General features: G+C 39.6%; 10 protein-coding genes. 1 reads left to right on the forward strand and 9 read right to left on the reverse strand.

All coding sequences use genetic code 11. The annotated features are described in order from the left end of the window. Window positions 1-244: 244 nt before the first annotated feature. Window positions 245-1960, reverse strand: a complete 1716-nt coding sequence (locus tag BW986_RS19275) for an ABC transporter ATP-binding protein (protein ID WP_076369750.1) — start codon at window positions 1958-1960, stop codon at window positions 245-247. A gap of 218 nt (window positions 1961-2178) precedes the next feature. Here BW986_RS19275 and BW986_RS19280 point away from each other — a divergent pair, with 218 nt between their 5' ends. After that, window positions 2179-3420 carry an MFS transporter gene (locus BW986_RS19280; protein ID WP_076369752.1) on the forward strand — a complete coding sequence of 414 codons (1242 nt, stop codon included), beginning with the start codon at window positions 2179-2181 and terminating at the stop codon, window positions 3418-3420. Window positions 3421-3625: 205 nt separating this feature from the next. Here the strand turns inward: BW986_RS19280 and BW986_RS19285 are convergent, their stop codons facing one another. The 8 genes from BW986_RS19285 to BW986_RS19330 form a co-directional block, all read right to left on the reverse strand. Continuing rightward, window positions 3626-4888 (reverse strand): LysM peptidoglycan-binding domain-containing protein, encoded by a 1263-nt coding sequence (locus BW986_RS19285; protein ID WP_076369754.1) that lies wholly within the window; start codon window positions 4886-4888, stop codon window positions 3626-3628. A 207-nt stretch (window positions 4889-5095) separates the two neighbouring features. Next, window positions 5096-5845 carry a (S)-benzoin forming benzil reductase gene (locus BW986_RS19290; RefSeq protein WP_076369756.1) on the reverse strand — a complete coding sequence of 250 codons (750 nt, stop codon included), beginning with the start codon at window positions 5843-5845 and terminating at the stop codon, window positions 5096-5098. 757 nt (window positions 5846-6602) lie between these two features. Then, on the reverse strand, window positions 6603-8060 hold the full coding sequence (gene cls, locus BW986_RS19300; protein WP_076369760.1) for a cardiolipin synthase: 1458 nt from the start codon (window positions 8058-8060) through the stop codon (window positions 6603-6605). 236 nt (window positions 8061-8296) lie between these two features. After that, complete coding sequence (locus tag BW986_RS19305; RefSeq protein WP_054395644.1) at window positions 8297-8560, reverse strand: metal-sensitive transcriptional regulator; 264 nt, start codon at window positions 8558-8560, stop codon at window positions 8297-8299. Between the two features lie 178 nt (window positions 8561-8738). Next, a complete protein-coding gene (locus tag BW986_RS19310) occupies window positions 8739-9182 on the reverse strand; it encodes an SRPBCC family protein (protein WP_076369762.1) in 444 nt (147 codons plus the stop codon). Between the two features lie 527 nt (window positions 9183-9709). Then, complete coding sequence (locus tag BW986_RS19315; protein WP_260320908.1) at window positions 9710-10240, reverse strand: YjgB family protein; 531 nt, start codon at window positions 10238-10240, stop codon at window positions 9710-9712. 864 nt (window positions 10241-11104) lie between these two features. Further along, the gene (aspA, locus tag BW986_RS19325; protein ID WP_076369768.1) at window positions 11105-12535 is read right to left on the reverse strand and encodes an aspartate ammonia-lyase; all 1431 of its coding nucleotides are present in this window, start codon (window positions 12533-12535) and stop codon (window positions 11105-11107) included. A 23-nt stretch (window positions 12536-12558) separates the two neighbouring features. Beyond that, window positions 12559-13548, reverse strand: coding sequence for an asparaginase (locus BW986_RS19330; protein ID WP_076369958.1), 990 nt, complete (start codon window positions 13546-13548; stop codon window positions 12559-12561). Between the last annotated feature and the right edge of the window lie 72 nt (window positions 13549-13620).

Consider the following 13620-nt stretch of genomic DNA (forward strand, 5'->3'; position numbering starts at 1 on the left):
GTATGCACAGGTAATCCTATTGTTATAGGCTATCCTATTAGATTTCGCCTCAATTTGAACGAATAGCCTGCTAATAAGCCATCATTCCCGCGCAACCTAGATCTGTTAAAGGATTGTATTCCTTAAGTTGGTGTAGGAATATGTTTGATTCCTTTTTGGAATTTTAAGTAGAGATCATTATTGATTGAACTCCATCCCATTCTATTAAAAAAGCTATATGTCCTTAAGGACATATAGCTTTTTATCATTTTTGAAATTGTAATTGATGCAGATTGGCAAAAATGCCCCCCTGCTTGAGTAGGTCATCGTGACCGCCCTCTTCAGCAATTCCTTCTTCCGTAACAACGACGATCTTGTCAGCGTTTCGAATGGTTGCCAAACGGTGTGCGATGACTAACGTAGTTCTGTTCTCAGCTAGTTCAGTAAGAGCCTGCTGAATGATTCTTTCCGTCTCGGTATCGAGTGCAGAGGTTGCCTCATCGAGAATTAATATTGGCGGATTTTTCAAAAACATCCTTGCTATTGCAATTCGTTGTTTTTGTCCTCCTGATAATTTCAAGCCGCGTTCACCTATTTGAGTTTCATAGCCTTCTGGAAGTCCTTCAATGAAAGTCTCCAAATGGGCTTTCCTTGCGGCTTCTTGAATTTGTTCATCCGATGCGTCAAGCATTCCGTACGCAATGTTCTCTTTTACAGTTCCCGTGAAAAGAAACACGTCTTGCTGGACAATGCCAATTTGTGAGCGCAATGACTTTTTCGTCATCTCACGAATATCAATTCCATCAATGGAAATCGAGCCGGCATTAACATCATAAAATCGTGGGATCAATGAACATATGGTCGTTTTCCCGGCTCCTGAAGGTCCGACAAAAGCGATGGTTTCACCCGCTTTAACTGTTAGGTCAATACCTTTTAAAACCTGCTTTTTATCTTCATAGTTAAAGGAAACGTCTTTAAAGGAAATATCACCCAAAAGGGCTGTTACCTCTATTGCATCCTTTTTATCCACGACATCAGGCGCGATATCCAGAAGTTCCGTAAAACGTTTAAAGCCGGCCATCCCTTTTGGATAGAGTTCCATCAACGCACTGATTTTGTCGATCGGCTTAAATAATACGTTAACGTATAAGACGAATGCAACCAGTTCACCATAAGAGAGCTGCCCATGAAAAGTTAGCCAAGCTCCTATCACCAACACGGCAAGGGTCATAAACCTCGTCATCATGTAAATGCCTGATAGGCTAAAGGACATTACCTTATATCCAAGAAGTTTCGCTTTACGGAATTTGCGATTATTAGTAGAAAATCTTTTCATTTCATATATTTCATTAGTAAAGGATTGGACAACCCTCACCCCTGAGACGCTATCTTCCACACGGGCATTTACATCGGCAACTTCTGTATACATTTTCTTCCACGCTTTATTCATCTTTAAATTACTTATGACAATTAATAAAACGAGGAACGGTAATATACAAACCGATATGAGTGCCAATTTCACATTGATTGTCAACATAATCCAAAATGCACCTAAAAAAGTCATGAAGGCAATGAATAAATCTTCAGGACCATGGTGAGCAAGTTCACCAATATCGAACAGATCATTGGTTATGCGGCTCATGATATGGCCGGTTTTCGTGTTATCAAAAAAACGAAAGGATTGTTTTTGCACATGCTCAAATAACTCCTCACGCATATCAGTCTCAATATTGATACCCAATTTGTGACCCCAATACCCTACGATGAACTGTAAGAAGGTACTAATGATATAAAGGAGGAACAAACCGGCACTTACCGAAACAATTGCAGACCAATCGTCGCCAGGCAGCAGTGTATCTATAAACCACTGAACAGCTAGCGGAAATGCAAGTTCAAGTACAGCCACGACCACTGCACTGAAGAAATCAATAATGAATAACCGCTTATGCGGCAGGTAATATGAAGCAAAACGTCGAATCATCAAATTTTTCTCCTTTTTTACATATATTAAGGAGTATAATTCCAATTTCAATATTCAGCAAGCATTTCAGAACCCTCGATTTCATAATATGGTAAAATCATCTATAAAACAGCCCAACCCGGCTCATGCAATCTATTAAATGAAGGAGTGAATCCAGTGTAAAAAAAATAACCATTCTAAATATCCATGAACTTTATTATCGTAAAAGGATGGTATTCATGAAAAAAACATCGTTTCGATGCCTTTGGATTGGTCAGGCGTTTGCAAATCTAGGGGATATATTTTATGTAGTCGGGTTGATTTCACTATTATATACCTTGACGGGATCTGCCTTTTATTTGAGTTTGCTTCCGTTCACTACAACGATTTTTCGGTTTATCAGCAGTTTCCTTGCCCCCCTCGTCATTGACAGGTTTCCTTTAAAAAGAATCCTTGTACAATCTCAAGGGTGGAAAACCATCTTACTCGTTTTCCTAGGAATCTATATAACAAGTTTCAATCATGGTTTTTCTGTTGCCGTCATTCTCTTCATTGCCTTGATTTCATTATTGGATGGAGTCGCTGCCCCGGTCAGCGCAGCTTTGGTTCCTCAATTGGTTCCAAAAGATGAACGGATGAAAGCGAATGGTTTCTTGAATGTGATTACCCAGACCATCTTTGTAGCAGGATGGCCACTAGGTTCCGTCTTATTGATAAGCACTAACAGCAGCTTCATCATTTGGCTTACGGTCATGTTTTTTGCCGTTTCAACGATCTATACAGTGAGAATCGAAATCCCTGAACAACCGACGGACTCTGTTGCTCCGACAAACTGGGGTTCCATTAAATCCGGATGGGTTGCGATTCGCCAAATCCCAACTATCCGTACACTCATTTCCATTGATTTTATAACTACTTTAGCTTCAAGCGTGTGGGTGGCTGCCGTTATCTATTTATATGTAGAACAGAACCTGCAACTTGGTGAGGAGTGGTGGGGATACATTAACACAAGCTACTTTGTCGGCATGATTGTCAGTGGATTGATCGTCATCCGTTTTGCCAAGTTACTAGAAAAATATATTGGCTTCTTCATCACTTTAGGGCTATTTCTCAGTTCACTGCTGATCCTGCTTTTTGGAACTACCAGTATTCCAGCTTTGGCTTTGCTGCTGGCATGCCTGTACGGTCTGCCAGAACAAATCCGGGAAGTGATCTACACCAAGCTATTCCAAGACCATGCAACGGAAAAGACTCTTGCAAAAATTCATGCCGTTTGGGGAGCTGTCATCAATCTTACATTTGCCGGCTCTGTCTTACTATTAGGCTATATATCGGAAACATACAGTGTCAAAACAACGTTCCAATTTTCTTCCAGCCTGATATTCCTTGCCTTCCTTTATGCAATGTTTAAAAGGAAGGACCTACAAGGGAAAAAATGTGATCAATCACTGTCAAGTCAGTCATCTAATATTCCTAGATGATGCATTCCATTCGATTCACCAATAAAAAAGGAGCCTTGGTTTTCCATGGCTCCTTTTTTATGTTTCAAGGGCTCTTCGAAGAATATTGTCTCTCTTTAAAATCTTGCTTAGCGTGATTGACTTACCCCTGATTAAAGCTGCTGCACAACCAAACAAGGAAAAAAAATATATAACGCTTCTTTTCACCACCTGGCACCCATTCATCCTATTTGATAATCCAGATATTCTTATCTATAAACGCCCAATTCTGCGGGAATTCCAAACCAATCTGCCAATAAGTTGCACCTACCAGTTCAAATGCATCAATCATTTCATATTTTGCGCTTATCGATCGAATATCTTCAAACCAAACGACATGGTTCGAATTCTCACTTCGATATGAATAGGTAGGTGAAGCCGCTGAAGTGTCAAAGGTTATTTCAGTGCCAGTTGCAATGGCAAGATTTTGGGCATTTTGAGCTGATAATGCTTTCGTCTCGTTGCTTGGTATTATCCAATCGTATCCATACATCGGAAATGCCGACTGCAGTTTATAATCAGGTATGGTCGACAAAGCATAACGAAGAACCTCTCCCATCCACCAAAGTGGGGAAATGGGTTCAGGCGGGCCAGTTGGATACCCATAGTCAATGGTCATCACGGCAACAAGGTCGGCTGCCTCTCCGATCCCCCGATAATCATGCCCACCTACAATTCGATTATCAGGATTATCCGCTGTTTTTGCATGTACGTTTACATGCAGGATCAGTTCGTTTAACCCCTCCTTCAATTCTTTTAAAAAAAGCACATAATCTGAACGCCTGGCAGGTGGGATGAATTCGATGTCCATACTGACACCGCCATAGCCTTTCTCCCTAACGAAATTCAGCATACTATTGATTAAATTCGCTCTGTATACTGAACTGGCAAGGACATCACCAGCCAAATCAGCATCAAAATCACCACCTTGAAAGTTCCGGATCATCAGTAGCGGCTTCACACCTGTCTGCTCGCATTTCGCAATAAGAGGGAGATCATCACCATCAACGTAAGCATTTCCTTCCCTTGTAAACGAATAAGCTACAATCGCTAAATATGATAATTTATCACCATTCTGCTCAAGTGTTTCAAACACTACTCCACCTGAAGTCGGGAAGGCAAAACCCAGCGTAATCAATTGATTTTTGTAAGGGGAAGGAATCAAAATTTCCGTACCGACTTTTAGCGAGTTTGCAACGATTCCTGGATTGGCCTCCAAGATTGCCGCTGCACTTGTACCAAAACGACTGCCGATTCTAGTAAGGGTATCCTGACTTTTAATTAGATACCTTCGATTCACCGCTTTTTCATTAGGAATATACAATGCCAGGCCAGGAACCAAATTTGTTGATTCCAATCCGTTGACTTCAATTATCTTCGATGGGTCAACTTTATTTTTCGTGGCAATTCCCCAAAGACTGTCACCTTTTTTCACAATAACGATCGTCATTCAAAACCCTCCAAACTCCCTCCAAAAAAGTTTATGTCAATCAGGTAATTGGATAGAACGCATTATCACATTTCCTAAAGATGATAACCTCTTTTTTAAACGTTATTTTAACTGGAATGAAGGATCACGAAAAAAAGAGGCTGTCCTAAGGGACAACCCCAAGCTATAAGCCATCAGTTGATTTTTCGTTTCACATACTCCCATACATCAAAGTAAATTCTTAATATCGTAGAACTTCCCATTCTCCAAATCTTCCGCTTCAAGAAGCTGCAAAAGTTTACCTGCCACAAATTCGGGGCTTCTTAACATGCCCTTTTCTTTATATTCATGAAATTTGTCTCGATCGGAAAAGTCCCGTTCGTCTGCTGAGCGGATTGTCCCTTGCATCTCCGTATCCATTACACCTGGAGAAAAAGAAATGAGAGACGTAGGGAAAGATGTTTTATCCTGTTCCAACCCTGCAACCCGTGTGAACATTTCTAGCCCAGCCTTAGTGCTGCAATAGGCTGCCCAGCCATGGTAAGGGTTTTTTGCTGCTCCTGAAGATATGTTGACCATTACCTTCTTTCTGTTCCAGTCCTTTGTCTGTTTAACGAATTCATCAGCCAATACGACGGGTGCCATGAAATTCACCCGCATGCTTGTTTCCAAATTTACTATGCCAAGGTTTCCTACCGGCTTTATCGGTTCAATGACACCTGCATTATTAATGAAAAAAATGTCACTTGTTTCATCTACAGCAGCAAGAATCTCGTTGACTAAGGTAGGTAACTTTTCAGTTTCATTCAAGTCCATCGAAATAAATGTAAGTTTCGTCCCGGATCTGTCAGCCAACCGCTGCATTTCAGGATGGGCTGTACGGGAAACTAAAATGCAATGATCACTCGTCTGCAAACATCCTTTGGCGATGGCAGCACCTAAACCTTTTGAAGCTCCTGTGATTATAAACGTTTTCACGGCATTTCCCCCTTTTATGGATATAAACTATTGTACCAAAATGGAGTATGAAATGGTCTCCTGCCGAATCCCTTTCACTATTCATACCGAAGATGATTACTATAATTTTAAAACACTCTTGGCTATACTCCATGATTTTTTTCATTTATATGTAATAAATCCTCATTAGATTGAAGAATTTTGCGACACTCTTACCGAAAAGGTGGTTTCTGAAAGAGGGGTTGTGAAATGATTTCCACTCCAGGCACTCGCTTTCCGCAGGCGGTCCGGGAGCCTCCTCGGCGCTCTTTGCGCCTGTGGGGTCTCCCTTGGAAACGCTTTTCCCGCAGGAGTCTCGTACCTTCCGTTCCAATCAACTGAATACTATAGGGAAACTCACTTTTCTTCATACAAAATGGGGTTCGGAATGGACTGCCCTGAACAATGATAATAAAAAGAAGAATTGGTTATCCTTCATGAATTTATACCTTTTAATATGGAATGAAACCCTCATTAAATTGAAGAAATTTACGACACCCTGCCGAAAAACTGGCTAGCCAAGACCCCGCAAGATGCTAGCTTTGATGAGGCTTAGCAGACAGTCCGTCGAATGGGAGCGGATTTATGAAATCAGGCTAGAACTTTTTTTGAGGGTTTGTAAAATTTGAACGCTGATTGGAACGTTTTTCAAATAAAAAAAACTGCAGGCAAACTCGTCTTCTGCGAATTTGTCTACAGTCTGAGCGGCCTATATAATAATGGTCCGCAACTTTAAAAATTATAATATGGGTGATACCAGCCTTGCAATGGACTCTTTAAAACGAATCCATTTTGAACGCTTTTCAAACTCTTCAATTGTAAGCTGCCTGCAGACTTCGACATCCTTATAAAAGATCCTTGTCAGTGTCTCGGCCATTCCTTCATCATAAATGAAGGCATTGACTTCAAAGTTCAATTTAAAACTTCGGACATCAATGTTAGCTGTCCCCACCGAGGAGACCTCTTCGTCGACCACGATCATCTTCGCATGAATAAAGCCGTTATCATAGATGTATATTTTAGCTCCCGCTCTTAATAACTGCCCTGCATTGAAAGTTGTTGCCCAATAAACGAAAAGGTGATCAGGTTTATTCGGAATCATGATTTTTACATCTAACCCTGATAAGCTGGCAATCCTGAGTGCATCCAATAAACTTGCATCCGGTATGAAGTAAGGTGTTTGAATGAGAATCGATTTCTTTGCTGAAGATATTAATTTAATATAGCCATTTTTAATTTGTTCCCATTCAGAATCAGGCCCACTTGTCACTATTTGCAAATCTATATTGCCTTGAGGCTTTAAAACAGGGAAATAATGAGGTTGATAAGTTATATCATGGTGCTTTGATGCCTGATTCCAATCCAGGATAAAACGGGTTTGAATGGCTTTGACAGCCGAACCCTTTATTCGAAGGTGTGTATCACGCCAAAAACCGAATTTTGGATTAAGCCCTAAATATTCATCCCCAACATTAAAGCCTCCAACATATCCTACTTTTCCATCAATGATGACGAGCTTTCGATGGTTACGGAAATTCAGCCGTAAATTTATAAATTTTAACTTGGATGGAAAGAATGCCTCCACTCTTCCTCCAGCCTGCCTAAATTCCCTGAAGAAACTTTTAGTCATCCCTCTCGAACCCAGCTCGTCATAAAGCAGCCGAACTTTGACGCCTTCATTCGCTTTTTTAGTCAAAGCCTCAATGAATCGTTTACCCAGGCCGTCCTTTTGAATGATGTAGTATTGTATGTGTATATGGTTTTCGGCCGCTTCAATATCTTTAAAAAGCTGTTCAAACTTATTTTTTCCTTCCGTAAAAATATCGACTTGATTATCTTCAGTAAGCACGGCATCATTGTTCCGGAGATGCATATAAATCAAATCACGATAATTACTTGAAGAAGCATTTCGAAATGGAAAATGATCCATTGAAAGCTCTTCCATTTGTTTATCAAGGATTTCTTCAATCCCGATTTTCTTCTTGTCCTCCCATTGGAATAGGTGGGCGTGCCTTAAACTCGTTCCAAAAAGGAGATATAAGATAAAACCGACTACAGGCAGAAAATATAACACCAATAACCAAGCCCAGGTCGTGCTCGCTTCCCTTCTTTCAAAAAATATGACAATCGTGGCAAATAAAATATTTAGAATGATGACGAGGCCGAGCAAAACCGATGTAACATGCGTAAATTCCATAGTATACCCTCACTCAATTTTTATCCCTTTAAGGATATCATGCAAATTCTTTATATCAAAGGATTTGCTTATCAGTAATGAAAACAGAGAATTCACAAAAATGGACCTCTTCTTGTAGAGGCCCATTTAAAAAAAATCCATCCACCCTGGACACTGGAATTTCTCAGATTGGTCAGATTGTTTTTAATCCTTGTCTTAAAAATTCCAATTCAACAATAACAATAAAATATAATTGCTTATCGGCTTTTCACTAATAAATTCACAGCTTCTTTCACTAGCTCTTCGGGATTCTTTTCTCCGGATTCATTTGCCTCCCGGACGCATTCTACAAGATTTGAACTTACAATTACCCCAATTGTCCTATCAATTGCAGATCTAGTGGCAGATAACTGCGTTACTACATCTCTGCAATCTTTGTTTTCCTCCATCATTTTCAATATCCCACGAAGCTGTCCTTCAATTCGCTTCACTCTATTTTTTACTTGCTTATCATATTCCATGTGAGGCCTCCTACCCTGCCTATTACTTATTTATCTTATCCTATCCAAACATCCATCATTAAACCTATTCAGTTGAAATGAAGGTTTGATAAAAATCATACAATTTATAATACATACCACTTAGGTATAATTGTCAAGTGTCAATATTATTCAATAATCATAGCCCCAATATGTAATTCTATTTTTGTACTAGGAGACTTTGTGCAACTGCCTCAGAAAACTCGATCGTCATTTGGGGAACGTAGGTTTTTAACAAAGCATTGACGATAGGGGCTTTGGCTCCTTTTGCCGTAATCGCCAGGCAGCCAGTCATTTTAGTCTGTCCACTTCCGCACTGTTCTGCTAAAAAATAGCCATGCCCATCAAATTTTTCATTTAATCCCTTAAGTTTAAATGTTACCTTATCGAGTTCAATCCATTCCAATATATTCACTTCAAGTTTAATTTTCTTCTTCATTAATCCCAAATCGCTTTTAAACTCCCATATGAGTGTCCACTCATTTACCATCTCATGATTGATATATCCTGGGACAAGAGGTGCCCAACGATCTATACTACTTACAAATCCCCATACAGTTTTAATTGAAACAGGTAAAATGATACTATGCACACCTTCTGACAAAGCAGTTCCCCCTTAATTATTCTATTTACATCTTTTTAATGTATGGCTGAACAATATTGAATAGAACGGTAAGATCAGATTCTTAAACAAAATTCTCCCGGTGGTAAGAAACCATTTAAAGATATACAGCAAAGAATCGCCCCCTGCAATAAAGGGACGATCCTTTTTTATTGCTGGGTCTCAGACTTTAGACAAACTTGATACAAATTTAGAATGCCTACATTTTTTTGAGGGAGTGTAAAATATGAGCGTTGGTTTCCACTCCAGGCACTCGCTTTCCGCGGGCGGTCCGGGAGCCTCCTCGGAGCTCTTGGCTCCTGTGGGGTCTCCCTTGGACGCACTTTTCTAAGCAGGAGTCTCGTACCCTCCTTTCCAATCAACTTTGCTTAAAAATGCAGATGGAACCCCTTTGGTCTATAAACTCAGACCCAGCTTAATTGCTGGGTCTGAGTTTATGAAAAGATTATTCTTACGTATCTTTTTAGGTTTCCTCATTTTCTTTAAATAAAGTAGGATCAGGATCAGAATCAATTATTATCTGACGCAAATTCAACCGTATACATATTCAATCTTGGATCAGGGTTAATCCAGGCACTTTCAAACACGAAGACGACTTTATAATTTGCGTAATCGATATAAGTGACATAGTACATCCCTTCTTGCTCCACTTCACTTACAGGTTCACCAACCAATCCCTTCAACATGGATAAATGGATGGTTTGCAATTGCGGATCAAAATCATCAATGGCGGTAATCGTTTTTCTACCTGTTGAACCGTCATAGAGGAATCGGATATTATGGGACCAATAATTGGCCGCAACGGTACTTAAATCTTCCGGTGCACCCCAGGCTTTTTCCACTTTCTTCAACGAATCACCTACAGAAAATGGGCCACTGTTAATGGTTTGCTGGGATTCATAGGCTAAACCCATGATCTGCCGAATCAGAAGGTCTGGCGTGGATTGTGATGTTAATGAAGATGACGCAAAAGCAGCCTGCCCACTAAAAATGAGAAATGCGAGCATTAGAAATGTAACACTCCGGATAAAACGATTCACTTGTTTCAAAGTTATCCTCCCTTTCCACATGGAAATGACTAATTACATTATTTTTAAATATCTTAAAAAAGATGAAAAATGGCGTATATCATTCCAATTGGTTTTACCTTTACCATTACTATTCATTGGAACTTTGGACACATACCATTCGTTTTAGAAAAAACTTAAAATCAAATAGTAAGCTATTTAGCTTGACGCCAATGGCGCCTTCTTTATCCGAGTGGGCACAAAAAAACGTTCACATCGTTTTCTTATGAAGATAGTTTATTTTTAAAAGATAACCATGGTGGAGATTTGGAGAACTCATTCTTAAATAGAGACTGTAAAACAAGGTTTTTTTCGCATACTTTGTTGTTATTTACCAAGTAATGCGGTGTGGTTGATTTCCCCTCCAGATGCTCGCTTTCCGCGGGGCGGGCGGTGAGCCTCCTCGGCGTAAACGCCTGTGGGGTCTCACCTGTCCCGCTGCTCCCGCAGGAGTCTCGCACTTGCGCTCCAATCAACCTTAAATCGTTTAGTTTTTAAAAACAACAATCTTTACGAAAAGAGCCTAAAACAAAATAGCTGCAGTGCAGGCACTGCAGCTGGACTGACTGGCTTATTTGGATATTTAAGAGGATTTGTAGCTGCTAATGCTATTAGATATTTTTTTAGGGGGATGGGTTTTTTATAATCGATGATTTGAATGACGATCAAAAAACTGAATATTCAGTCTTCAATACCCGCTATCAGTTGACGGACGGTTGGGAACATTTCATGTTGGTATGTATATAATTAATGACTATGCCTTTTTACCAACGGTCCTAAAGGCATAGTCATTACATCAAAAATCATATAGATTTATGTTTTGTACTAATTTACTGGTTATTGCCGATCAAAAAGAGAAGCTCCCGCTATACCGGGTTTTGTCATCTCATAAGGATTTAGAATCAGATCCAATTCTTCTTCTGTCAACACATCATATTGTAAACAAAGTTCGCGAACTGATTTGCCTTTTAATATCGCTTCACGCGCAATACGTGAAACCACTTCGTACCCAAGGTGCGGATTGACTGCTGTAATCACTCCAACACTTTGTTCGACATAATCTTTTAAATGTTGCTCATTAGCTTCAATGCCTTCTAAACAATAATCTGTAAAGACATTGAAAGCATTGTTCATTATGCTAATTGATTGCAATAAATTGAATACAAGGACTGGCTCCATTACGTTCAACTCAAGTTGTCCTGCTTCAGAAGCTAAGCAAATCGTATTATCGTTCCCGATGACTTGGAAAGCGACTTGATTAATTAATTCTGGCATTACTGGATTTACTTTTCCTGGCATGATGGATGAACCTGGTTGACGTGCTGGAAGTGTGATTTCTCCTAATCCCGCTCTCGGTCCTGAAGCCATCAAACGTAAATCATTAGCAATTTTAGACATATTCATCATACATACTTTCAATGAAGCTGACACTTCAGTATATGCATCCGTATTCTGGGTTGCATCTACTAAATGTTCTGCTCCTACAAGCGGCAAGTTACTGATTTCAGCTAAATATTTAACAACATTTTCAATGTAACGAGGATCTGCGTTCAATCCCGTTCCCACGGCTGTTGCTCCCATATTCACTTCATATAAATGTTGACGTGATTGACTGATTCGTTTTATGTCCCGATCCAACACGCGGCTGTATGCCTCAAATTCTTGACCGAGTCGAATTGGAACTGCGTCCTGAAGATGTGTGCGTCCCATTTTGATAACATGATCAAATTGTTTTGCTTTTTTCTTTAAAACCGTACTCATCTTGGTCATTGTTTGTAACAATTGCTCTAAAAGCCTCAGTGTTGATAAATGAATGGCAGTAGGGAATACGTCATTGGTTGATTGCGACATGTTAACATGGCTATTTGGACTAACTTGTACATAATCCCCTTTATTGTGTCCCATGAGTTCTAACGCACGGTTGGCAACGATTTCATTAATGTTCATATTCATTGATGTACCTGCGCCGCCTTGAATTGGGTCAACGATGAAATATTCATGCCACTTTCCATCGATCACTTCATCAGAAGCTTTGACGATAGCGCTTCCAATACCATCATATAATCGTTTGGTATCCATATTTGCTAAAGCGGCTGCTTTTTTAATCATGGCTAGTGCACGAATCATTTCTTCATTGACCTTATAACCGGTAATCGGAAAATTCTCTACAGCGCGTAAAGTTTGTATTCCATAATAAACATCTGCCGGAATTTCCTTTTCCCCAAGAAAGTCTTTCTCGATGCGGTATGTTCTCTCTTCTATCAACATTTCATCTTGCCCCTTTGTTTGTTCTATAATGTAATATCCTCTGCAATCGGTGTTTCCATCATTTCCTTCACTTTTTTGGGATCTTGTGTCTTGGCTAAAATCCACATCAACTTAGGAACGATGGCTTCTGTATTCATATTTCTGGAACGAATGATGACATTCTTATTCACTTTTCGTCCCACTTCGTAAATATCCATATCTTCCCCTTCTTCCAAACATTGGGTAGTAATGACTACGGATATTCCACACTGTACTAACTCATTCAATTTTTCTAGAATATTTCTTCCTTGAAACGGAATACCTCCGCTTCCATAACTTTCAATTACGATTCCCCGACATTGATTTTTCAGAGAATCAAAGAATTCAGGTTTAATACCGGGATGCAGCTTAACCAAAGCAACATCAGTACATAGGGAAGCATCTAACTTTACTTCCTTTTTCTTTGGTGAATGAACTGGCTTTAGATACTCAATTTTATCTTTGAATATGGTAGCGATATATGGATAGTTTATACTTTCAAACGAATCATAGCTTTTAGTTCTCAATTTAATGGCCCTAGTACCCTGGATGACTCTACGATCAAAAACAACAAATACTCCTCCAATATCTTCACAAGCAAACCGAATCGCATCAGAGATATTTCTTTTGGCATCTGTCTTTTTAAAGGCAATTGGGATTTGAGAGCCTGTAATGACAATTGGTTTCCCTAAATCTTGTAACATATACGAGAGCGCAGCTGAAGTGTAAGCCATTGTATCTGTTCCATGGGTAATCACAAAGCCATCGTAATCATGGTAGTGCTCATGGATGGATTGTGCCATTTCTGTCCAATCTTCGGGCTGCATATTTGTACTATCAATATTCATCAAAGGCTTACTATCAATCTGATAAAGTAAATCCAATCCCGGCAGGTGTCCTAAAAATTCGTCAGCTTTCATTTCTGGAACCAGTCCATCTTTTCCTTCTAACGATGCAATTGTACCACCTGTAGTAATTAACATCAACTTCTTCATTTTTGACTTCAACTTCTCCAATATACCCCCCCCTATAAAACCTCCCTGTCTTACAATCATTCAATCTTCTTA

It is taken from the genome of Peribacillus simplex, assembly GCF_900156045.1.
Lineage (GTDB): Bacteria > Bacillota > Bacilli > Bacillales > DSM-1321 > Peribacillus > Peribacillus simplex_D.